This is a genomic window from Amycolatopsis sp. NPDC104863 (genome assembly GCF_055582965.1).
The window spans coordinates 718,058-740,036 of the sequence record NZ_JBVJOW010000003.1; the positions used below are offsets into that span (position 1 = coordinate 718,058).

Genomic DNA, 21,979 nt, shown 5'->3' on the forward strand with positions numbered 1-21,979 from the left:
TGCGTCCATTCGGGTGCAAGATCACGGCCGCCGGGCACTGGAATGGCCCAATGTGATCGCAGTTTCGGCCGTTTTACGTCTGTCGTCTGGCATTCCGGCGCTCAGTGTTCGATCATTGCCCCGGCAGGGGCCGATATGTGGCCCAGAACACTCTCGGCGGGAAGGCGATCGACGTGGCTGATCTCAAGAAAGGCGCGCGGATCACCGGCAACACGCGCGACAAGCTGGCCGCTGACCTGAAGAAGAAATACGAGAAGGGCCAGAGCATCCGGGCGCTGGCGGAGTCCACCGGGCGCTCCTACGGGTTCGTCCACCGGGTCCTGTCGGAGTCCGGGGTCCAGCTGCGGGGGCGCGGCGGGGCCACCAGGGTCAAGAAGAAGTAGTCGCGGACTGCTGCGCGGGGGGCGCAGCGGGAGCTTCGGCCACGCGGAACACCAGGTGGGCCCCGAGCAGGACCAGCGGGTACACCAGGTAGCCGTAGCGGGTGGCCGGGGTCAGCAGGATCAAAGCGCCGAGTCCGACGGCGATGCGCAGCACTGCGTCGGAGCCGTTCGCGGGGGGCCGGCGCACCAGCCAGACCAGCATGGCCACGGCCGCGACGCCGACCAGCGCGAACGCCGCCACCTGGCCGAAAACGCCGGTCTCGGCGATCAGGTGGCCCGGGAGCGGGCTGGCCGCGGGTGAGCGCACAGCACCCATCCCGAGCGGGAACCGGAAGACGTGTTCGACGAACGCGGCCGGATCCACCAGGTACACGGGCAGGTGCACGGCGGCCGTCGTCGCGACGAGCGCGGCCGCGAACCGCCCGAGCGCGGGCCAGCCGAGCCCGTCTTTGCGGCCGTCCCGGCGTACCAGCACGAACACCGCCAGGACCGCGGCCGCCGGCGCGACGATGAGCTTCGCGCTGATCACCAGCGCCAGCACCAGTCCCGACCAGGCGATCTTCCCGGTCGCGGCCAGCGCGCACGCGAGCACCAGCAGGCCGACGATCGCGAGGTCCGGGCCGGCGACGGCCCAGGTCAGCGCGGTGAGCGGGCAGGCGAGCGCGAGCTGCGCGGCGCCGACCGGAACCTTCGGCCACTTCAGCAGTTTCAGCGTGCCCAGCACACACGCGCACGCGGCGAGGGCGAACATCCAGCGCGCGTCGGTGAGCGCGTTCGCCGGCGGAGAACCGCCGAACAACGCCCGGGGCAGGCCGAAGACGGCCATCACCGGACCGTACGGCGTGTAGTCGTTCACCTCCGGCGCGCGGCCGAGCGCGGTGACGTCGACGTACGGGGTTCCGTGGTGCAGCAGCAGATCCGCGGACCGCTCGATCACCCAGACCTCGGGCTGCGCGGCCCACGAGCCCGGCGTGACCAGCCAGTCCACTCCGGTCAGTCGGCGGATCACCAGGAGTGCCAACGGAAGGATCATTGCCAACAGGCCGACCGCGGCGATGGCGCACCAGCGGGAACCGAGTGCGCCGGTCGGCGTACGGCCCTTGCGTGCGGACAGCAGCAGCCAGCCGCTGTGCAGCGCGCCGAGCGCGTACGCGACCGTCGCGAAGTTGCCCCAGACGCGGTAGCCGTAGAACTCGGACTTCAGCGCCGTCGGCAGCGCGAAGGCCAGGCAGCCCAGGTAAAAGACCAGGTCCCAGCGCAGCGCCGGGAGACCGGCGAGGTACGAAGGCGCGGTGAACAGCCGTGCCGCGCGCCGCCATGCGGGCGCCCGGCCCACCTCCGTTTCCACCCCGTCAGGCTACCGACGGCGCTTTGGTCCGCTTCAGCCGACGTCTCGCAGGCGGGGGAGCAGCTTCGCGGCGGCTTCGGCCGCCTTGACCACGTTGTCGTGGCCGGTCGGCATGAGGACGAGCTCGGTGAACCCGGCGTCGACGTAGCTCTGCGCGAGGCGCAGGGCACTGTCCGCATCGGACGGCAGCCGGAACTGCACGGCCCGGCGGATTTCCGCCGGATCGCGGCCCACCGCCGCGCAGTGGCGGTCGAGGACGGCGGAAAGCCGTTGCAGCTCGGCGGTTTCCGTGCCCGGCAGGGCCGCGTTGAGCCAGACGTCGGCATGCTCGGCGACCACGCGCAGCCCACGCTTTTCGCCGCTGCTGCCCAGCCACAGCGGCGGTTTCGGTACCTGCACGGGCTTCGGGTCACTGATCGCGTCGGTGAGCGTGTAGTGGCGGCCGCGGAAGCCCGCACTCGGCCGTGTCCACAGCAGACGGAGGATTTCGCAGGTTTCTGCCAGTCTTTCGACACGTTCGACCGGTGCCGGCGTCGGCGTGCCCATCATCCGGTCGGTGAGGGTGTCGCCGCCCGCGCCGAGGCCGACGTCGAGCCGGCCGCCGGAGAGGTGGTCGACGGTCGCGGCGATCTTCGCGAACGTGCCCGGGTGCCGGTTGGTGTTTCCGGAGACGAGGCAGCCGATGCGGACCCGTTCGGTCGCCTCGGCCATCGCGGCCAGCAGGCTCCAGCCGTCGAAGACGTCGCCGGTGCGGTCCGGGCCCATCGGCGCGAGGTGGTCGAACACCCAGCAGCCGTCGAAGCCCGCGTCGTCGGCGATCGTCCAGACCTCGCGGAGGGCGGTGATGCCGAGGTGCTGCTGGGGCGGTTTGATCCCGACGGTCGTCATGGGGAGCTCCTGATTATCAGTTTAATAGATCGTCAGCAAGACTGACGATCAGGCTAGGGGTAGAGTCCTCGCGTGTCCAGCGACCTCGATGCCCCGCCTGCCGTCACCCGCCGGCTCGGGTACCTGCTCAAGCACGCCCAGCTGCGGCTCGCGGAGCTGGCCGAGCCGCGGTACGCGCTGCTCGGGGTCACCGGGCGGCAGCTGGCGCTGCTGACGCTGTTCGGGGACGGGCCGGCGCAGTCGCAGCAGGACGGCGCGGCCCGCCTGGGTGTCGACCGGACGACGATGGTCGCGCTGGTCGACGAGCTGGAGGCCAAGGGCCTGGTCGCGCGCGAGGTCGCGCCCGGCGACCGGCGCAAGCGCCTGGTCCGGCTGACCGAGGCGGGGGAGCGGGTGCGGCGGGCGGGCGAGGAGGCCACGCGGGAGGCCGAGGCGGACCTCCTGGCACCCTTGGCGCCCGAAGACGCGGACCGGCTGCGCGCGGCTTTGCTCCGCGTTGTTCGCACTGAGTGAACGGTCGCGGGAAGCAATCGGACGGCGACCGCGTTGTCCAGGTCATATCCGAAGAAAACCTCAGCTATGGTAGAGGTTTTGGAACTGGGGGTCTCCCGTGGACAACACCTGGGCGCTGCTCAGCTCGGCGATGCGCGCCAACGACGTCCCGAAAGGGCTGACGCGGGGCACGTTCAAGCGCGTCGCCCGCTTCGCCCGTCCGCACTGGCGGCGGCTGCTGGCGTTCCTCGTGCTCACCGTCATCTCGGCGGTCCTCGCAGTGTCGACGCCGGTGCTGGCCGGCAAGGTGGTCGACGCGATCGTCGGCGGGCACGACCTGCCGCTGGTCATCTGGCTCGCGGTCGTGATCGCCGGGCTCGCGGTCGCCGACGCCGGGTTCGGCCTGGTCGAGCGGTGGCAGTCCGCGCGCATCGGTGAGGGCATCATCTACGACCTGCGGCGCGCGGTGTTCGAGCACGTGCAGCGCATGCCGATCGCCTTCTTCACCCGCACCCGCACGGGCGCGCTGGTCTCGCGGCTGAACAACGACGTCATCGGCGCGCAGCGGACGTTCACCGCGACGCTGTCCGGCCTGGTCACCAACACGATCCAGCTGGCGCTCTCGCTGGCCGTCATGCTGACGCTGTCGTGGCAGGTCACGCTGCTCGCGCTGGTGCTGCTGCCGATCTTCGTGCTGCCCGCGCGGCGGCTCGGCCGCCGGATGGCCGGGCTGCAGCGGGAGTCCGCGAACCTGAACGCGGGCATGACCACGCAGATGACCGAGCGGTTCTCCGCGCCGGGCGCGACGCTCGTCAAGCTCTTCGGCCGGCCGGTCCAGGAGGCCGACGACTTCGGCCTGCGCGCCGGGCGCGTCCGGGACATCGGCATCCGGACCGCGATGCTGACCCGCTGGTTCATGACCAGCCTGACCCTGGTTTCGGCGTTGGCGCAGGCGCTCGTGTACGGCCTGGGCGGCTACCTCGCGCTGACCGGGGTGCTCGCGCCGGGCACTGTCGTCGCGCTGGCGCTGCTGCTGACCCGGCTGTACGCGCCGCTGACCGCGCTGGCCAACGTCCGCGTCGACGTCATGACGGCCTTGGTGTCTTTCGAGCGTGTCTTCGAGGTCCTCGACCTGAAGCCGATGATCGAGGAGAAGCCGGCCGCGCGGTCCCTGCCCGCGGCGTCCGAGGGTGTCTCGGTGGAGTTCTCCGACGTCCGGTTCGGGTACCCGGCGGCGGACCGGTACTCGCTGGCGTCGCTGGAAGACGTCGCGACGCTCGACCACCGTGGTGGTGAAGAGGTGCTGCACGGGATCTCGTTCCGCGCCGAGCCGGGGCAGATGGTCGCGCTGGTCGGGTCCTCGGGGGCGGGGAAGTCGACGATCGCTTCGCTGCTGCCGCGGCTCTACGACGTCGACGCCGGGTCGGTGCGACTGTCCGATGTGGACGTCCGGGACCTGAGTTTCGCGTCGCTGCGGGAAACCGTCGGGGTGGTCACGCAGGACGGGCACCTGTTCCACGACACGATCCGCGCGAATCTCGCTTATGCGCGTCCCGGCGTCACCGACGACGAGATCTGGGCGGCGCTCGAGCAGGCTCGCCTGGGTGAGCTCGTGCACTCGCTGCCCGACGGCCTCGACACGACGGTGGGGGAGCGCGGTTACCGGCTCTCCGGCGGCGAGCGTCAGCGGCTGACGATCGCACGGCTGCTGCTGGCGCGGCCCAAGGTCGTCGTCCTCGACGAGGCGACCGCGCACCTGGACTCCGAGTCCGAAGCGGCGGTCGGCGAAGCCCTGACCCACGCCCTGGCCGGCCGCACGGCCCTGGTCATCGCGCACCGCCTCTCGACGGTCCGCGCGGCCGACCAGATCCTGGTCCTGGAGCACGGCGAGATCGTCGAACGCGGCACGCACGAGGAGCTCCTGGCCGCCAACGGCCGCTACGCGACCCTCCACGCAACCCAGTTCACCGAAGAAGAACCCGCCATCGCGTGATCAGCCAGGCATCACGCGTGATTGGCGGGGCATCACGCCGATGCCCCGCCAATCACGCGTGTGTCCCCTGCAGACACGCGTGATGCCCCTCTGATCACGCGTGATGCCCCTCCACGCACGTGTAGAGGGCGGCGACCAGGGCCATTTTTCGGGGGTCGTCGCGGATCAGGGGGCCGAGCTGGTTGAGGGTGTAGCCGAAGGCGATGCCGTTTTCCGGGTCGGCGCCGCCGGTGGAGCCGCCGAGGCCGTCGTGGCCGAAGGCCGCCGGGTTCGGGCCGAAGCCGCGGGCGTCGCTGCCGAGGTAGAAGCCCAGGCCCCACTCGTTCGGCAGGCCGAGCACCGCGTCGACCTCCTTGCCCTGGCTCTCCCGCGCCTTGGCCAGCGTCGGGGCGGACAGGAGCGTTCCGTCGACGAGCCCGCCGTAGATCGTCGCGATCGCGCGGGCCGTGCCGTGGCCGTTCAACGCCGGCATGACGGCGTGGCGGAAGGCCGGTTCGTTCGCGTGGTGCCCCGTGAGCCGCGGGTTGGTCAACGCCGCCTGCGCGACCGGGCCGGCCGCCGCGAACGCCGTGGCCAGCGCGTTCGCCATCTCCTCGGTCATGACCGGGTCGACGAGCGTCGCGCACCGCTGCAGGTCGGCGTCGGGCGCCAAGCCGATCGAGAAGTCCGCGCCGAGCGGTCCCGCGACCTGCTCGGCGAAGAACTCGCGGATGCCCTGCCCGGCGATCCGCAGGACGACCTCGCCGACGAGCCAGCCGTAGGCCAGCGCGTGGTAGCCGCCCGCGGAACCGGGTTCGTACAACGGTTCCTGGGCCGCGAGCAGCGACGTCATCAGGTCCCAGTCGTAGAGCTCCTCGACGGCGACCGGCCGCTCGAGGCCGATCCCGGGCACACCGGAGCGGTGGGTGAGCAGCCAGCGCACCGGGACGCCGCCCTTGCCCGCCGCGGCGAACTCGGGCCAGTACTTCGCGACCGGCGCGTCCACGTCCAGCTCGCCGGCGTCGACGAGCTTGTGCGCGCAGATCGCGGTCATGCCCTTGGTCGTCGACCAGACGTTGGCCAGGGTGTCCGCCCGCCACGGCCGCGCGCGGTCCGGACCGGACCAGCCGCCCCACAGGTCCACCACGACCTCGCCGTGCCGGATCGCGGTGAACGCCGCGCCCAGCTCGCCGCGCTCCCGGAAGTTCGCTTCGAAGGCCTCGCGCACCGGCTCGAACCCGGGGGCGCACTCGCCGTGCACCGTCGCCGTGGGAACGTCCATGAAGACCTCCTCCGACCGCCCGACCGGACCACACCGACCAGTCGGTATGCCGACGCTAAAGCGGCCGGGCACGCCCGTCAAGACGTGCCCGGCCGGAGCTTTTTCACCAACAACTACTTCAGCTGCGGCACGATTTCGCCGTACTTCGCCAGCAGCGCCTCGTTGGCCTGGTCGCCGCCTTCCACATTGGAGCTGCGCCACAACGGGACGTCGAGCCCCTCGGCCGTCCCGCGGTCGTAGACCTGCGCGAGCACCAGGTTCCACAGGAACGCGTTGACCACAGTGGACAGCGGCGCGGTGCGCGGGGCGTCCGGCGGGTAGCTCGCGTCGCCCGGGACCACCAGCGAGTCCAGCACGACCGTGCCCTGCTCGACGAGGGTGCTCGACGACCGCTTCGGCGCCGCTGCCACGCACGCCCGCGACGTGATCGCGATGACCGCCGCGCCGCGCTTGCGCGCCTCGATGCACAGCTCGACCGGGTACGGGTTCGACCCGGACGTCGAGAACACCACCAGCACGTCGGCCGGCCCCGGCGCGCGCTCGGCCAGCACCTCGGCGGCCAGCCCGCTGCGCCGCTCGGTCTTCGTGCTGCTCACCGCGCCGTGCAGCGGCAGCAGCTCCGGGTGGTACAGCGGGTAGACGCAGGCCAGCCCGCCGGCCCGGTAGAACGTCTCGGCGACGGCCGCCAGCGAGTGCCCGGCCCCGGCGGTATAGACCAGTGCGTCGGCCCGGATCACCCCCAGCACCAGATCCGCCGCTTCGCGCACTGCTTCGGCGTTGGCCTGCTCGACGTCGGCCAGCTGTTTCGCGACGCTGCCCGAGATGTCCGTGGCGCTCACCACACCCACCCTTCCGTAGGGGATCGGGCGCCGAATCTACCGCGAAGATGGTGGTGCGCGGTGGAATAGGCCGGTGGGCGGTCGCGGTTGACCCGGATGCGGGCGAGGAGGAGGACGCGGGTGAGCGAGGCGGAACCGGCGGTGTCGGTGTGGCCGGCACGCGGGCGGACCGAAGCGGTCGTGCTCGTGCTGCACGGCGGCACCGAGCACAGCACGAGCGGAGTGCCGCCCTGGAGGCTGGCCTACCTGCGGATGGTCCCGATCGCACGCGCCCTGCACAGCGCCGGCCGCAAGGCGGGTGTCGAGGTGCGGCTGCTGCGCAACCGCCGCTACGGCTGGAACGCGCCCGCCCTCGACCCGGTCCGGGACGCCCGCTGGGCCCTCGACCGCATCCACGCCGACCACCCCGGCGTGCCGGTCGTGCTCGTCGGTCATTCGATGGGGGGACGCGTGGCGCTGCGCGTCGCCGACGACCCCGCCGTGCGCGGGGTCTGCGCCCTGGCTCCCTGGACCCCGCGGGGCGAGCCGGTCGAAGCCGTCGCGGGCCGTGCCCTGCTCGTCGTGCACGGCATCCGTGACCGCATGACGAGCCCGGTCGAGTCGCACGCCTTCGCCGAACGGGCCGAAGGTGTCGCGGCCCGGGTCGCGCGGTTCGAGATCGCCGGCGAAGGCCACGCGATGCTGCGCCGCTCCTCGGTGTGGACCCGGCTCACCGTTGCTTTCACACTGGAAGTGCTGGCCGGGAACACCGGCGACGAGTTGCGGGAGGCGTGGGCCGCACCAGGGCCGCAGCGGCTGCGAATACCCGTGTGACACCGCCCCGAACAGGGCATATTGCGAAGCGCGCCGTGGGGTGCGGCGACTAAGATCGATCACCGGCGAAGCTGGCCGGCCGGAGGGAGAACCGTGACCACCTCGAGTGTTGACCGCGCGTCGGCCCAGGACGTCCCCGACGAATCCCGGTGGCCGGGCCTGGCCACCCCACCGCACTCCGCGCTGCGGGCGCGGATCGCCGCCACGCTGTTCCGCCGCGCGGTCCGCCCGCTCGACGTGCGGGTGACGTTCCCGGACGGCACCGTGCTCGGCGCCGGCGGCCCGGAGTCGCCCGAAATGCGTATTTTGCGGCCGGAAGCCTTTTTCCACCGCCTGGGTGTCGACGCCAAGATCGGCTTCGGCGAGTCCTACATGGCCGGTGACTGGACCGCGTCCGACCTGGCCGAGGTGCTGACGCCGTTCGCCGAGCGGATGGCCACGCTCGTGCCGCCGGTGCTGCAGAAGTTCCGGAAGATCGCCGAGCGCACGCAGCCGCCGTCCGAGGAGAACAGCCTCGAAGGCGCGCGGGCCAACATCCACCGGCACTACGACCTGTCGAACGACCTCTTCGGCACGTTCCTCGACGAGTCGATGATGTACTCCTCGGCCCTGTTCGGCCCGGCCGACGACCTCACCGCCGCCCAGCACCGCAAGATCGACAGCGTGCTCGACTACGCCGGGGTGCGCGCGGGCAGCGAGGTCCTCGAAATCGGCACCGGCTGGGGTGAGCTCGCGATCCGCGCCGCCGCCCGCGGGGCGAACGTGACGTCACTGACCATTTCGGAGGAACAGCGCGCGCTGGCCACCGAGCGCATCGCCGCGGCCGGGTTCGCCGACCGCGTCGACGTGAAGCTGTGCGACTACCGCGAGTCGAGCGGCCAGTACGACGCCGTGGTCAGCGTCGAGATGATCGAGGCCGTCGGGGCGTCCTACTGGCCGACGTTCTACGCCACGATCGGGGAGCGGCTGCGCCCCGGCGGGCGGTTCGGCCTGCAGGCCATCACGATGGACCACGACCGGATGATGGCGGCGTCGCGCGCCTACACCTGGATCCACAAGTACATCTTCCCCGGCGGCATCATCCCGTCCGTTCGCTCGATCGAGGACGGCCTGCGCGCGAACACCCGGCTCAAGCTGGCCGGGATGCGCGAGTTCGGCCAGGACTACGCGCACACGCTACGGTTGTGGCGCGAACGGTTCCTGCACCGCTGGGCCGACATCGCCGGGTTCGGGTTCGACGACGTCTTCCGCCGGATGTGGGAGTTCTACCTGGCCTATTCCGAGGCGGGGTTCCGCTCCGGGTACCTGAAGGTCCACCAGTTCGGTTACGAGGTGACCGACAAGTAACCTCGGGCGGCCAACCCGACCCCGGTCCCGCACGTCCTCCTTTCGAGGGCGTGCGGTGTACTGAAGACGACACTTTTGTCCGGATCGGGATTGGGTGATGGTGATGACGTACCGTGGCGACGACGGCGGGCGCCGGATGCCGCCGCCCCGGCCGCCCACCGGCCGCCCCCGGGAGCACCAGCGCGCGCAGATGATGCCGCTGCCCGGGCGGGGCCGCAGCCCGTACGACGAGCGCACCCGCCCGATGGGCGACCCGGAGCCCCAGTACGCGCCGCCCCCGCCGCCGCGCCGTGACCCGCCCCGGCCGGACGAGGACTACCCGCCGTCCCGGCCGCCGCGCCGGCGTCGCCGCTGGGGCTTCGGCCGGGTCCTGATGACGTTGTTGCTGGTCTTCGTGGTGTTCCTCGCGGGGATCTGGGTCTACCTGGAGTTCTCCATCAAGCGCGTCGACGCGCTGGCCGACTACGACGGGCGCCCGGTCGCCGCGGCCGGGACCAACTGGCTGATCGTCGGCTCCGACAGCCGGGAGGGCCTGACCGCCGCGGACGAGGAGCGCCTGGCCACCGGCGACGTCGCGAACGCGGGCGGGCAGCGCACCGACACGGTCATGGTCGCGCACATCCCGGACAACAGCACCAAGCCGACGCTGCTGTCGCTGCCGCGCGACTCGCAGGTGACGATCCCCGGCCACGGCAAGAACAAGATCAACGCGGCGTTCTCCCTCGGCGGGCCGGCGCTGCTGGCGAAGACCGTCGAAGGCGCCACCGGGCTGCACATCGACCACTACGCCGAGATCGGCTTCGGCGGGTTCGCGAAGATCGTCGACGCGATCGGCGGCGTCGACATGTGCATCGACAAGGACATGAGCGACACCTTCACCAACATCACCATCAAGGCCGGCTGCCAGTCGCTCGACGGCCGCTCGGCGCTGGGCTTCGTCCGGATGCGCCACAGCGAGGCGACCCCGCGCTCGGACCTCGACCGCGTCGCCAACCAGCGCAAGTTCATCGGCGCGCTGGTCAGCCAGATCGCCAGCCCGGGCACGCTGCTCAACCCGTTCCACTTCTTCCCGCTGCTGTCCTCGGGGCCGGACGCGCTGACGCTGGACTCCGGCGACCACGTGCACAACCTGGTGGGCCTGGCGCTGGCGATGCGCGGCATCTCCTCCGGCGGAGTCGTCACGACGACGGTTCCGGTGACCAGCGCGTCGGCGGAGAACTGGGACAAGAACAAGTCGAAGCAGCTGTTTGACGCGCTGAAGAACGACTCGGAGATCCCGGACAGCGTCATCGTCAATTAATTCGGGAGCGCTCGAACACCCGGCCGGGGCACCATGGAAGCCATGGAGACCCCGGCCGAGGTGTATGCCCGTGACGAGTTCGTGCTGACCCGGTGGACGCTCGCCGACGCACCGGCGCTCACCGCGACGGTCGCCGGGTCCCTCGACCACATCGGCGCCTGGATGATCTGGGCCGCCGACGGTTACACCGCCGAAGACAGCGCCGAGTTCCTGCGGCGCACGGGAAAGAACTGGGAGACCGGCGAAACGCACGACTTCGCCCTCCGCGTCGACGGCTCGATCGCCGGCGCCATCGGCACGATGGCGCGCGAGGGCGGGGTCGAGATCGGCTACTGGCTCACCCGGGAGCACATCGGCCGCGGCCTGGTCACCCGCGCGGCGGAGCTGCTTACGGAGGAGGCGTTCCGGCTCGGCGCGGGGTACGTCGAGATCAAGCACGACGTGCGGAACGTCCGAAGTGGAGCGGTGCCCGCGCGCCTGGGTTTCACGAAGGTGCGTGAGGAGCCGGTCGACGAGCCCCTGCCCCCGCGGTGTGCGGGCACGAACCACGTGTGGCGCAAGGAGAAACCGTGAAGGAGACGTATACTGGGGACGGGTTCACCCTGACCCGCTGGCTCGCGTCGGACGCCGCCGCCGTGCAGGCGGCCGTTTCGGGGTCCGGCGCGCACCTGGCCGACTGGATGTTCTGGGCCGTCGGCAGCTACACCGACGAGGATGCCGCGGCGTTTCTCAAGCGCACCAACGAGCAGTGGGAATCGGGCGGTGCGTACGAGTGGGCGATCCGCGTCGACGACGCGCTCGCGGGCGGCATCGGTGTGATGACCCGCGAGGGCGGGGTCGAGATCGGCTACTGGCTCGCCCGGGAGCACACCGGCCGCGGCCTGGTGACCCGCGCCGCGCGGCTGGTGACCGAGGAGGCGTTCGGGTTCGGCGCGGGGTACGTCGAGATCAAGCACGACCGGGCGAACGTCCGAAGTGGAGCCGTCCCGGACCGGCTCGGGTTCGTGCTGGTGCGCACGGAGTCCGCGGACGCGGATCGCGCGCCGGCGTGCACCGGCACGAACAACGTGTGGCGCAAGGAGAAGCCGTGACACAGGTCTTTGCCGAAGTGACCCAGCCGAGCCAGCGCTGGCTGTGCGAGCGACGGGGTTTCCCCAACCGCGCCGCCAAGCGTGGGACCCGTGCGGAAGCGCACGAGTACCCGGTCGGACGACGGCGTCGGCGTGACGGCCTGAGAAGGTGGCAGGCGGCCGGCGCGCGAGTGCGCCGGCCGCGGCCGTGGCCGCCCCGCCGGTGACGGTCAGGACACCTTGTTGCGCTCCCGCAGCACCTTGAGCGCCTGGTCGGCGTGGAGGGTGAAGTTCAGCTCGCTCTTGATCTTCTCGAGCACCCGCCGGTCTTCGCCGATCACGAACGTCGCGCGCTTGGTGTGCAGGGGGATGAGCTTGCGCCACACGCCGAACTGCTTGGCGACCTCACCCTCCACATCGGACAGCAGCGGGTAGTCGAAGTCGTTGGCCGCGGAGAACTGCCGCTGCTTGGTGACCCCGTCCGGGCTGATCCCGACGCGGTGCGCGCCGACCTCCGCGAACTCCGCGGCCAGGTCGCGGAAGTGGCAGCTCTCCGCGGTGCAGCCGCCGGTCATCGCGGCGGGGTAGAAGAACAGCACGACCGGCCCGGTGGCCAGGAAGTCCGAGAGCTTGCGCTCACGGCCCTGGTCGTCGGGCAGGCTGAAGTCGGGGGCGAGGTCTCCGGCGTCCATGGACGTCCCTTCTCGTCGGCAGCAGAACCCATCCTGCCGGGTCTTCGGAGCCACCCCGCCACCGGCTTGGTCAGCCGCCCGGGTGACGCGCGATCAGCTCGTCGACCTCGTCCCCGGTCGCCGACGCGCTCACGAACTCCCCGCGCGCCGCCAGCACCCCGAGCTGCCGCAGCCGCGCCGCCTGGTCGTGCGTTCGCACGCCCTCCGCGCCGACACGCAGCTGCAGCTCGCGGGCCCGGGTGATCAGCTGGGTCAGGTGCCGCAGGTCGGTCTCGGCCGGCTCGTCGGTGTCGAGCGCGTCGACCACCGGGCCCGAGAGGATCACGTGGCGGACCGGCAGATCGTGCTGGGGGATCAGCTCCAGGTCGGCCGAGCCCGAGATCGTCAGCACCAGCTGGGTGCCGAGGTCAGCGAGCACCGTGAACGACTCCAGGACCTCGCCGGCCGGGTCGAGGACGGACTCGCGGTCCGTGCACAGCCGCAGCGCCTTCGGGGGCAGCTCGTGCTTGTCCAGCTGCTCCTTGACCAGCAGCACCAGGTCCGGGTCGATGGCCAGCCGTGCGGGCAGCCGGACGCAGACGTCCGGGGCCGCGTCGCCGAAGCGGGAGCGCCACCGGGCCGTCGCGGCCAAGGACTCGGCCAGCAGCCAGCGCCCGAGCGGCACCGTCATGCCCGTCGTCTGGGCCAGCGGGTAGAACTCGGCCGAGTCGAGCTCGCCCTTCTCCGGGTGGTTCCAGCGCAGGCCGGCGTTCACGGCGGCGAGCTCGTCGGTGCGGGCCAGCTTGACCGTCGGCTGGTAGACGAGCGAGAACTCGCCGTTCTCCAGCGCACCGGCGATCACCGCGCCCAGCTGGTAGCGGCCGCGGTCGCGGGCGTCCAGCTCGGGGTCGAACAGCATCCACTGCGCCTTGCCGGCCTCCTTGGCCCGGTGCAGCGCGATCTCCGCCGCCCGCAGCAGCTCGGCCGCGCCGCCTTCGACGGCCGCGCGCACCACGATGCCCGCGCTCGCGCTGACGCCGATGCCGTGCCCGCCGAGGTAGATCGGCTCGTTGAGGTCCTCCAGCGCCCGCTCGACGAGCTCGACGACCTCGGCCGGGCTGAGCTCGCCCCGCAGCAGCACCGCGAAGCCGTCGCCGGACAGCCGCGCGACGAACCCGTCGTGGTGGCCGGTGAACACGGCCGAGAGCTTGCCGGCGATCCCGCGCAGCACCTGGTCGCCGACGCCGGCGCCGAGGCCGTCGTTGACCACCTTGAAGCCGTCGACGTCGAGGTAGACCAGCGCGATGTCGTCGCGCGCGCCGGCGCCGAGCGCGGCCTCGAGCTTGGTGGTGAACGACGACGCGTTGGGCAGCCCGGTCAGCGGGTCGTGCACGTTCTGGTGCAGCAGCCGCTCCTGCAGCAGGTGCAGCTCGTTCGCGTCGGACACCATGAGCACCGGGTAGATCGAGCCCGGCCGGTCGCCGGGCAGCCGGGCGAGGGTGACGTCGGTCCAGAGCTGCCCGTCTTCGGTGTGGTCGAGCAGCATCCGCTCCTGGTAGCGCTCACGCCCCAGGCGCACCTGCTCGAGCCCGGCCTTGAGGCGCGAGACGTCGTGGTCGGTCGAGCCGAGCTCGGTGAGGTGCCGGCCGCGCAGCTTCTCCGGTGAGCAACCGAGCAGCTGGCCCAGCGCGAGGTTCGCTTCGACGATCTCGCCGTCCGGGTCGGCCAGCGCGATCCCCATCGGGGACGCCGCGTAGAGCGCGGTGAACCGGTGCACCGCGCCGTCCGGTCCCGGCGCGACGTGGCCGACCGCGTCGTGCGCGATCTCGAGCAAGAGTGGTTCAAGCTCCTCCGGGGGAAGTGTTACTCCTTTGGTGTCGGCCAACGTGGCCGCCCACCTGCGCGCCACGTCCAGCAGCCCCGGCGCGGCACCGAGCTCAGGCACACTCCACCTCTTCACGCACAGGTCAGCCCAGTTCAGACACGGTGTCGGGGATCATGAAGCCACACTAGGTACCCCTCGGCATCGATCGATGCCACGCCATCATGCGCGTAACGGGGTGTCTACCGGCTGAACGAGTGAACGAATCTCCACATGTGGTGACCTTTTGTCACCGCGTGTATGCAGTGGTGGACAGTCCCGCGTCAACGCGGCGTCAGGCGCACCGGGAGACCGTCGGCGGGGACCGGCAGCGAGACGTAGTCCCAGCGCGCGGTGTAACTCTCCGGAACCGACCAGCGGTACGCGCGCAGCATTTCGTGCATCAGCAACTTCACCTCGAGCCCGCCGAAGTGGAGCCCGATGCACTTGTGCGCGCCGCCGCCGAAGGGCATCCACGCCATCCGGTGCGACTTGTCCTCGCGGCGCGGTTCGGCGAACCGCTCGGGGTCGAAGGTGAACGGGTCCGTCCAGCACTCGGGCGAGAAGTGGTTCACCGTCGGTGAGACGCCGACCAGTGTGCCCTCCGGGATGTAGTGCCCGAGGACCTCGGTGTCCTTGACGGTCTGGCGGGTCAGCGTCGGCACCGGCGCGACCAGCCGCAGCGCCTCCTTCATGACGAGGTCGAGCGTCTCCAGCCGGTCGATGGCGGTGATGTCGAGGACGTCGTCGCCGAGCGCGAGGGACTCTTCGCGCGCCCGCTCCTGCCACTCCGGGTGCTTGGCGAGGTAGTAGGCCATGGCGCTGCTGGTGATGGTCGTCGTGTCGTGCGCGGCCATCATCAGGAAGATCATGTGGTTGACGATGTCGGTGTCGCTGAACCGGTCGCCGTCCTCGGTGGTGGCGTGGCAGAGCGCGGAGAACAGGTCGTCACCGTCGGCGGCGCGCTTGGCGGGCAGGTTCTCGCCGAAGTAGCGCTCCAGGACCCGCCGGCCGTGCAGCCCGGCCGCCCAGCGGCCGCCGGGCACCGGGACGCGCACGAGCGCGGTGCCGGCCCGCACGGAGCTGACGAAGGCGCGGTTGATCCGGTGCGCGTCGGCGCCGCTGCGCATGCCCATGAACACGCGCGTCGCGACGTCGAGGGTGAGCTGCTTGAGCGCCCAGTACAGCCGCGGCCGGTCGGTCGCTCCCCAGGTCGCGACGCCTTCACGCAGGGCGGGGCCCATCTCGTTGACGTAGCCGGTGAGCCGGTCGCGGGTGAAGGCCTCCTGCATGATCCGGCGGTGCAGGTGGTGCTCGCCGAAGTCCATCAGCATCAGGCCGCGCTCGAAGAACTTCTCGATGAAGAACTTCCAGCCCTCCTGCGAGAACGCCTTGTCCTTGTTGACGAGCGCGATCTGCGTCGCCTCCGGCCCGGACAGCGCGACGATCCGCCGGCCGAACCCGCTGGTCCACGACACCGGGCCGTAGAGCTCGTAGCGGCGCAGGCCGAAGGCGGGGCCGAAGCGCATCATCTCGAGCATGTGCCCGACGACCGGCGGGCCCTCGTCACCGAGAACGGGCTTGAGGCCGCTGCCGGCGGGCGGGGTCGCGAGCTCCTGGACGGGCCAGCGCGACTGCAGCCAGCGCTCGTCGACTTTGCGCGGCAGGGGGAGGGCGGTGAGGGGCGGCACCCGTTCACGCAGTGCTTCGGCGGCTCGGCCCACGGTGCTCGTCAAGGTGACCATCTCCCCGTCGAGATCGGCTACCCCTCCACGATGCACCCTTGTTGACGACCTGACAACAGGTTGGGGTGTCCTCTTTTCGGGTGGTCCGTGCCGTGCCTTCCGCACAAAACAGCTCGGCCACGCCCTGGCGGACCAAGGCGTGGCCGAGCTGAGCGCGAGACGTCAGTCCCAGTCGAGGGCGCCGCCCGACTGGTACTCGATGACGCGGGTCTCGAAGAAGTTCTTCTCCTTCTTCAGATCCATCGCCTCGGACATCCACGGGAACGGGTTCTCGGTCTCGCCGAAGATCGGCTGGAGGCCGATCTGCTGCGCGCGCCGGTCGGTGATGAAGTGCATGTACTGCTCGCACAGCTGCGCCGACAGGCCGAGCATGCCGCGCGGCATGGTGTCACGCGCGTACGCGACCTCCAGCTCGCACGCCTCCTTCAGCATCCCGCGCACCTCTTCCTGGAACTCCTCGGTCCACAGGTGCGGGTTCTCGATCTTGATCTGGTTGATGCAGTCGATGCCGAAGTTCAGGTGGATCGACTCGTCGCGCAGGATGTACTGGTACTGCTCGGCGATGCCGACCATCTTGTTGCGGCGGCCGAGCGAGAGGATCTGCGCGAAGCCGGTGTAGAACCACATGCCCTCGAAGATCACGTAGAACGCGACGAGGTCACGCAGGAACGCCGTGTCGGCCTCCGGCGTCCCGGTCTCGAAGTCCGGGTCCTCCAGGTGCTGGGTGTACTTCAGCGCCCACGCGTCCTTGTCCGAAATGGACGGGACCTCGCGGTACATGTTGAACAGCTCGCCCTCGACCAGGCCGAGGCTCTCGCAGATGTACTGGAAGGTGTGCGTGTGCACGGCCTCCTCGAACGCCTGGCGCAGCAGGTACTGGCGGCACTCGGGGTTGGTGATCTGCCGGTACACCGCGAGCACGATGTTGTTGGCCACCAGGGACTCCGCGGTCGCGAAGAAGCCCAGGTTGCGCTTGAGCATCTGCCGCTCGTCCTCGGTGAGGCCGTCCTTCGACTTCCACAGCGCGATGTCGGCCTGCATGGCGACCTCGGTCGGCATCCAGTGGTTGTTGCAGCCGGCCAGGTACTTCTCCCAGGCCCAGGTGTACTTCATCGGCAGCAGCTGGTTGACGTCGGCGCGCGCGTTGATCATGCGCTTGTCGTCGACGTTGATCCGGGCGGCGCCGACCTCGATCTCACCGAGGCCGGTCGCGCCGGTCGTCTCCACGTTGGTCATGTTCCTCGGGTTCCTTACTGGCAGGCTTCGCAGTCGGGGTCGTCGATGCGGCAGGCGGCGCCTTCGGTGGCGACGAAGTCGACGTCGGTCTTCGGCATTTCCTTCGACTCCGGCTTCGGAGCCGGGGTCACCGGGACGGCCGGCACCGCGGCGGCGGGCGACGGGGACGGCGCGGGCGTCGGCGCGGGAGCCGGGGCCGCCGCGGGAGCAGCGGGGGCCGGGGTGGCCGAGACGGCGTTCAGCTTGCCGTCGGTGCCGCGCAGGGTGCTCTTCTCCACGTGCGTCGCGGACCGCGCCCGCAGGTAGTACGTGGTCTTGAGGCCCTTGTGCCACGCGTAGCGGTACAGCTCGTCGAGCTTGCGGCCGCTCGGCGCCGCGATGTAGAGGTTCAGCGACTGCGCCTGGTCGATCCACTTCTGGCGCACCGAGCCGGCGTCGACGATCCACTTCGACTCGATCTCGAACGCGGTCGCGTACAGCGCCTTCAGGTCGTCCGGCACGCGGTCGATCTGGCCGAGGGAGCCGTCGAAGTACTTGAGGTCGCTGACCATGACCTCGTCCCACAGCCCGCGCGCCTTGAGCGAACGGACCAGGTGCGGGTTGACGACGGTGAAGTCGCCGGACATGTTCGACTTGACGAACAGGTTCTGGAACAGCGGCTCGATCGACTGGCCGACACCGGAGATGTTGGAGATCGTCGCGGTCGGCGCGATCGCCATCACGTTGGAGTTGCGCATGCCGACGGTCTTGACGCGCTCGCGCAGCGGCGCCCAGTCCAAAGTGGACGAGGTGTCGACGTCGAGGCCGTCACCCTGGCGGGCGTCGATGAGCAGCTGCAGCGAGTCGATCGGCAGGATGCCCTTGCTCCACAGCGAGCCCTCGAACGACTGGTACTGCCCGCGCTCCTCGGCGAGGTCGGTCGACGCCGAGATCGCGTAGTAGGAGAGGTGCTCCATGGAGACGTCGGCGAACTTCACGGCCTCGTCGGAAGCGAACGGGACGCCGATCTCGAACAGCGCGTCCTGGAAGCCCATGATGCCCAGGCCGACCGGACGGTGGCGCAGGTTGGAGCGGCGCGCCTCCGGGATCGTGTAGAAGTTGATGTCGATCACGTTGTCCAGCATGCGGACGGCCGTGCGCACGGTCTTCTCGAGGCGCTTCGTGTCCAGGCCCTCGGGGGTGACGTGCTTGAGCAGGTTCACCGAGCCGAGGTTGCAGACCGCGACCTCTTCGCTGTTGGTGTTCAGCGTGATCTCGGTGCACAGGTTGGACGAGTGCACGACGCCGACGTGCTGCTGCGGCGAGCGCAGGTTGCACGGGTCCTTGAAGGTGATCCACGGGTGGCCGGTCTCGAACAGCATGGTCAGCATGCGGCGCCACAGCTCCACCGCGCGGATCTTGCGGAACACCTTGATCTCGCCGCGCTCGGCCATCGCCTCGTACTCGCGGTAGCGCTCCGAGAACGCGTTGCCGTAGAGGTCGTGCAGGTCCGGGGTCTCGTTCGGCGAGAACAGCGTCCACTGCGCGTCGGCCTCGACGCGGCGCAGGAACTCGTCCGGCACCCAGTTCGCGGTGTTCATGTCGTGCGTGCGCCGGCGGTCGTCACCGGTGTTCTTGCGCAGGTCGAGGAACTCCTCGATGTCCACGTGCCACGTCTCGAGGTACGCGCAGGCCGCGCCCTTGCGCTTGCCGCCCTGGTTGACCGCGACGGCGGTGTCGTTGGCGATCTTGAGGAACGGGACGACACCCTGCGACTGGCCGTTGGTGCCCTTGATGTGCGCGCCGAGGCCGCGGACCGGGGTCCAGTCGTTGCCGAGGCCGCCGGAGTACTTGGCCAGCAGCGCGTTGTTCTTGTACGCCTGGAAGATCGAGTCCAGGTCGTCGTCCACCGTGGTCAGGAAGCAGGACGACAGCTGGGCGCGGGTGGTGCCCGAGTTGAACAGGGTCGGCGTCGACGCCATGAAGTGGAACGTCGAGAGCAGCTCGTAGAACTCGATCGCGCGGGCTTCGCGGTCGTCCTCGCGGATCGCCAGGCCCATCGCGACGCGCATGAAGAACGCCTGCGGCAGCTCGAAGCGGGTGCCGTTGTGGTGCTGGAAGTACCGGTCGTACAGCGTCTGCAGGCCGAGGAAGCCGAAGTCGAGGTCACGCTTGGCCTCGATCGCGGCGGTGATCTTGTCCAGGTCGAACGACAGCAGCTCGCCGTCGACCAGCTCCAGCTCGACCGCACGGCGCAGGTAGTTGCGGAAGTACGCGGGGTACTCGGCGGCCATCTCGTCCTGGCTGGCCAGGCGCGGGCTCTTCGCGAGGTAGCTCAGGGCCTCGCCGCGCAGCTTGTCCAGCAGCAGGCGGGCGGAGACGTAGGAGTAGTTCGGCTCCTGCTCGACCAGCACGCGAGCGGCCATGATCTGGGCCAGGGCGAGCTCGTCGGCGCTGATGCCGTCGTAGAGGTTGCGCTTGGCCTCGGCCAGCACCGGCTCGGCGGTGACGTCCTCGAGCCCGGCGACGGCCTCGCCCACGACGTGGGACACGCGCGCCCAGTCGAGCGGGCGCAGGACGCCGTCGACACCCTTGACGTTCAGCGCGACCTCGGTCGTGGCCGGCTTGGCGGCCTCACGGGCCTTCATGCGCTCGTCGCGGTAGAGGACGTACGCGCGGGCGACCTTGTGGTGCTCGCCGCGCATCAGCGCGAGCTCGACGATGTCCTGGATCTGCTCGATGTGCAGGGCGGTCTCGGGGCCGGCGTGGCGCAGCAGGGTCGTCTCGACCTGCTGGGTCAGCTCGGCGACGACGTGGTGCACGCGGGAGGACGCGGCGGCGTCGCCACCCTCGACCGCGAGGAACGCCTTCGTGAGCGCGACCGAGATCTTCCCGGCGTCGAACGGCGACACGCTGCCGTCCCGCCGGATGACCCGGATCGCGGTGGGGGTGTCGGCGGCGGCGGGCGGCCGCTGACCGGTTTCGACGGACATGCGTGTCTCCAAGCTTTCGGGCGCGTTCGATCGCCACACGGCCTCACGAGGCCGTGCGCTGCAGGTTCTTCAAAACGGCCCGGCAGTACTCTGCAGCGGTCTCCCCGTCGCTGGGCCCTGCCGGTCACCAGAGACTACATGTAGGGGTCGTTGCCCGCACGGGACCCCAGATGGCGTGTCGTACGCTTAACCCTGGCGGGTTAAGTGATCACCCAGAGAAGCAGTTCGGGGTGCGCCCGGGACGCCCCGGGGGTAGGTTTCGACGCCGTTCGGCCGGGTCAGGCGCCGAAGCGCAGCTGCGAGCCGGGCAGCTCCAGGCTCGCCACCGGGCGCCGTCCGGACAGGTAGCCGAGCGGGCCCGCCGGGTTGAAGCTCCAGTCCGCCGCCGCGGCGCGCGGGCTGATCTTCGCCGAAACCGGCGTCCGCAGCAGCGTGCCGTCGAGCAACTGCGCAACCTCGAAGACGGTCGGCAGGCGCAGCGGCAGCCCGCCGCGCCGGCGGAACGCGGCCGTGGCGATCCAGTCGTCGGAAGTGGCCGCCGTCGCCGTGAACGAGCGGTCGCCGGTGAAGCCGAGGGTCGCCAGGCCCTTCGGGATGCCCCACAGCTCGCGCCCGCCGGCCAGGGAGACCTCGCTGTCGACCCAGATCTCGCTGATCGAGCACGAGACGCGGCGGCCCTTGACCGCCGTCGCGGCCAGCAGCTCGTGGTAGGCCAGCTGACCGGGCGGGGTGTAGTCGATCCACGCCGTGAACACCGACGCGTGCCCCGCGACGAGCAGCGGCTCGGCCGCCAGTTCGGGCAGGTCGGCCGCCGGGACGCGCCAGACCGACACGCGCGCGTCCGCGACCAGGTTCCAGGGCTGCGGGGGATAGGCGGTCATGCGTCCAGCCAGGGGAGGTACGGCGGCAGGTCCTTGTCCACCCGCAGACCCCACGACGGCGGCCGTTTCTGCAGGAACGACATGACCCCTTCGACGGCGTCCGCGTTGGTGCCGAGCCCGCCGATCAGGCGGGAGTCGAGTTCGTGGACCGGGAACGGCGAGTCCGCGCTCGCCATCCGGTAGAGCAGCTGGCGGGTGACGGCGACCGACACCGGCGCGGTGTTCGTGATGAGCTCGTGAGCGAGCTTGTAGGCCTCCTCCAGCACCGTGCCGGTGGGGAAGACCTGGTGCACCAGCCCCTTCGCGAGGGCCTCGGCCGCGGGGAAGACCCGGCCGCTGATCATCCAGTCGAGTGCGGTGCCCATCCCGACGAGCCGGGGGAGGAACCACGCCGACGCGCCTTCGGGGTAGATGCCGCGGCGGGTGAAGACGAATCCGAAGCGCGAGTCCTCGGAGGCGAGCCGGTAGTCGCAGGGGAGCGTGATCGTGCTGCCCGCGCCGACCGCCGCGCCGTGCAGGGCCGCGATCACCGGCTTGTTCATCGTGAAGATCCGCTTGGAGCACCGGCCGGCGGGTTCCTGCCACGACGCGTCCGGGCCGGTCGCCGGGTCGAAGTCGAAGCCGCCCTGTGAGAGGTCGGCGCCGACGCAGAAGTCCTTGCCGGCGCCGGTCAGCACCACCACGCGGACGTCCTCGTCGCGGTCGGCGCGGTCCATCGCGGCGCCGAGCTCGTCGGCCATCCGGATCGTGTAGCCGTTGCGCGCCTCGGGGCGGTTCAACGTCACCGTGGCGATCCGGTCCGCGACGGCGTAGGTGGTCTCGGCCATGCGACGAAACTAAGGCAGTCCGGCACTACTGGCAAGATGTCAATAGTGCGTC

General features: G+C 70.6%; 19 protein-coding genes. 8 read left to right on the forward strand and 11 right to left on the reverse strand.

Annotation, left to right across the window (positions count from 1 at the left end; translation table 11 throughout):
• Positions 1-173: 173 nt before the first annotated feature.
• Positions 174-383, forward strand: a complete 210-nt coding sequence (locus ACZ63J_RS20030; protein WP_395924901.1) for a helix-turn-helix domain-containing protein — start codon at positions 174-176, stop codon at positions 381-383.
• Here ACZ63J_RS20030 and ACZ63J_RS20035 read toward each other — a convergent pair.
• Entirely contained in the window at positions 370-1,683 is a 1,314-nt protein-coding gene (locus tag ACZ63J_RS20035) for a glycosyltransferase 87 family protein (RefSeq protein WP_465405235.1), read from the reverse strand. The genes ACZ63J_RS20030 and ACZ63J_RS20035 overlap by 14 nt on opposite strands.
• Positions 1,684-1,764: 81 nt before the next feature.
• Positions 1,765-2,619, reverse strand: a complete 855-nt coding sequence (locus tag ACZ63J_RS20040) for an LLM class flavin-dependent oxidoreductase (RefSeq protein ID WP_465405196.1) — start codon at positions 2,617-2,619, stop codon at positions 1,765-1,767.
• Positions 2,620-2,691: 72 nt separating this feature from the next.
• Here ACZ63J_RS20040 and ACZ63J_RS20045 point away from each other — a divergent pair, with 72 nt between their 5' ends.
• Both ACZ63J_RS20045 and ACZ63J_RS20050 read left to right on the forward strand, forming a co-directional pair.
• Positions 2,692-3,132 carry a MarR family winged helix-turn-helix transcriptional regulator gene (locus tag ACZ63J_RS20045; RefSeq protein ID WP_465405197.1) on the forward strand — a complete coding sequence of 147 codons (441 nt, stop codon included), beginning with the start codon at positions 2,692-2,694 and terminating at the stop codon, positions 3,130-3,132.
• 97 nt (positions 3,133-3,229) lie between these two features.
• Positions 3,230-5,104, forward strand: coding sequence for an ABC transporter ATP-binding protein (locus tag ACZ63J_RS20050; protein WP_465405199.1), 1,875 nt, complete (start codon positions 3,230-3,232; stop codon positions 5,102-5,104).
• A gap of 94 nt (positions 5,105-5,198) precedes the next feature.
• Here the strand turns inward: ACZ63J_RS20050 and ACZ63J_RS20055 are convergent, their stop codons facing one another.
• Together ACZ63J_RS20055 and ACZ63J_RS20060 are read right to left on the reverse strand one after the other, a co-directional pair.
• Positions 5,199-6,365, reverse strand: a complete 1,167-nt coding sequence (locus ACZ63J_RS20055) for a serine hydrolase domain-containing protein (RefSeq protein ID WP_465405201.1) — start codon at positions 6,363-6,365, stop codon at positions 5,199-5,201.
• A gap of 113 nt (positions 6,366-6,478) precedes the next feature.
• Positions 6,479-7,207 (reverse strand): SIS domain-containing protein, encoded by a 729-nt coding sequence (locus ACZ63J_RS20060; protein ID WP_465405203.1) that lies wholly within the window; start codon positions 7,205-7,207, stop codon positions 6,479-6,481.
• 117 nt (positions 7,208-7,324) lie between these two features.
• Between ACZ63J_RS20060 and ACZ63J_RS20065 the strand changes: the two genes are divergently transcribed.
• The 5 genes from ACZ63J_RS20065 (at position 7,325) to ACZ63J_RS20085 (ending at position 11,755) form a co-directional block, all read left to right on the forward strand.
• Positions 7,325-8,017, forward strand: coding sequence for an alpha/beta hydrolase (locus tag ACZ63J_RS20065; protein WP_465405205.1), 693 nt, complete (start codon positions 7,325-7,327; stop codon positions 8,015-8,017).
• Positions 8,018-8,110: 93 nt separating this feature from the next.
• Positions 8,111-9,364, forward strand: a complete 1,254-nt coding sequence (locus tag ACZ63J_RS20070; RefSeq protein ID WP_465405207.1) for a class I SAM-dependent methyltransferase — start codon at positions 8,111-8,113, stop codon at positions 9,362-9,364.
• A gap of 97 nt (positions 9,365-9,461) precedes the next feature.
• Positions 9,462-10,664 (forward strand): LCP family protein, encoded by a 1,203-nt coding sequence (locus tag ACZ63J_RS20075; RefSeq protein ID WP_465405208.1) that lies wholly within the window; start codon positions 9,462-9,464, stop codon positions 10,662-10,664.
• A gap of 42 nt (positions 10,665-10,706) precedes the next feature.
• Positions 10,707-11,237: a GNAT family N-acetyltransferase gene (locus ACZ63J_RS20080; RefSeq protein ID WP_465405210.1), complete on the forward strand. Its 531-nt coding sequence runs from the start codon at positions 10,707-10,709 to the stop codon at positions 11,235-11,237.
• Complete coding sequence (locus ACZ63J_RS20085) at positions 11,234-11,755, forward strand: GNAT family N-acetyltransferase (protein WP_465405212.1); 522 nt, start codon at positions 11,234-11,236, stop codon at positions 11,753-11,755. The genes ACZ63J_RS20080 and ACZ63J_RS20085 overlap by 4 nt, the downstream gene beginning before the upstream one ends.
• 209 nt (positions 11,756-11,964) lie before the next feature.
• Here the strand turns inward: ACZ63J_RS20085 and ACZ63J_RS20090 are convergent, their stop codons facing one another.
• The 7 genes from ACZ63J_RS20090 to ACZ63J_RS20120 form a co-directional block, all read right to left on the reverse strand.
• Positions 11,965-12,426, reverse strand: a complete 462-nt coding sequence (locus ACZ63J_RS20090; RefSeq protein WP_465405214.1) for a peroxiredoxin — start codon at positions 12,424-12,426, stop codon at positions 11,965-11,967.
• A gap of 70 nt (positions 12,427-12,496) precedes the next feature.
• Positions 12,497-14,314: a putative bifunctional diguanylate cyclase/phosphodiesterase gene (locus ACZ63J_RS20095; protein ID WP_465405237.1), complete on the reverse strand. Its 1,818-nt coding sequence runs from the start codon at positions 14,312-14,314 to the stop codon at positions 12,497-12,499.
• Between the two features lie 236 nt (positions 14,315-14,550).
• On the reverse strand, positions 14,551-16,011 hold the full coding sequence (locus tag ACZ63J_RS20100) for a cytochrome P450 (RefSeq protein WP_465405215.1): 1,461 nt from the start codon (positions 16,009-16,011) through the stop codon (positions 14,551-14,553).
• A 162-nt stretch (positions 16,012-16,173) separates the two neighbouring features.
• The gene (locus ACZ63J_RS20105; protein ID WP_465311245.1) at positions 16,174-17,247 is read right to left on the reverse strand and encodes a ribonucleotide-diphosphate reductase subunit beta; all 1,074 of its coding nucleotides are present in this window, start codon (positions 17,245-17,247) and stop codon (positions 16,174-16,176) included.
• 14 nt (positions 17,248-17,261) lie between these two features.
• Positions 17,262-20,219: a ribonucleoside-diphosphate reductase subunit alpha gene (locus ACZ63J_RS20110; RefSeq protein ID WP_465405217.1), complete on the reverse strand. Its 2,958-nt coding sequence runs from the start codon at positions 20,217-20,219 to the stop codon at positions 17,262-17,264.
• Positions 20,220-20,497: 278 nt separating this feature from the next.
• A complete protein-coding gene (locus ACZ63J_RS20115; RefSeq protein ID WP_465405219.1) occupies positions 20,498-21,100 on the reverse strand; it encodes an acetoacetate decarboxylase family protein in 603 nt (200 codons plus the stop codon).
• Positions 21,097-21,927, reverse strand: coding sequence for an enoyl-CoA hydratase-related protein (locus ACZ63J_RS20120; protein ID WP_465405221.1), 831 nt, complete (start codon positions 21,925-21,927; stop codon positions 21,097-21,099). The genes ACZ63J_RS20115 and ACZ63J_RS20120 overlap by 4 nt, the downstream gene beginning before the upstream one ends.
• Between the last annotated feature and the right edge of the window lie 52 nt (positions 21,928-21,979).

Excerpts from the sequence above, each read along its gene's own strand:
- ACZ63J_RS20090 (WP_465405214.1), bottom strand. The coding sequence starts at position 12,426 with ATGGACGCCGGAGACCTCGCCCCCGACTTCAGCCTGCCCGACGACCAG.
- ACZ63J_RS20055 (WP_465405201.1), bottom strand. The coding sequence starts at position 6,365 with ATGGACGTTCCCACGGCGACGGTGCACGGCGAGTGCGCCCCCGGGTTC.
- ACZ63J_RS20040 (WP_465405196.1), bottom strand. The coding sequence starts at position 2,619 with ATGACGACCGTCGGGATCAAACCGCCCCAGCAGCACCTCGGCATCACC.
- ACZ63J_RS20115 (WP_465405219.1), bottom strand. The coding sequence starts at position 21,100 with ATGACCGCCTATCCCCCGCAGCCCTGGAACCTGGTCGCGGACGCGCGC.
- ACZ63J_RS20100 (WP_465405215.1), bottom strand. The coding sequence starts at position 16,011 with ATGGTCACCTTGACGAGCACCGTGGGCCGAGCCGCCGAAGCACTGCGT.
- ACZ63J_RS20105 (WP_465311245.1), bottom strand. The coding sequence starts at position 17,247 with ATGACCAACGTGGAGACGACCGGCGCGACCGGCCTCGGTGAGATCGAG.
- ACZ63J_RS20080 (WP_465405210.1), top strand. The coding sequence starts at position 10,707 with ATGGAGACCCCGGCCGAGGTGTATGCCCGTGACGAGTTCGTGCTGACC.
- ACZ63J_RS20110 (WP_465405217.1), bottom strand. The coding sequence starts at position 20,219 with ATGTCCGTCGAAACCGGTCAGCGGCCGCCCGCCGCCGCCGACACCCCC.
- ACZ63J_RS20075 (WP_465405208.1), top strand. The coding sequence starts at position 9,462 with ATGGTGATGACGTACCGTGGCGACGACGGCGGGCGCCGGATGCCGCCG.
- ACZ63J_RS20120 (WP_465405221.1), bottom strand. The coding sequence starts at position 21,927 with ATGGCCGAGACCACCTACGCCGTCGCGGACCGGATCGCCACGGTGACG.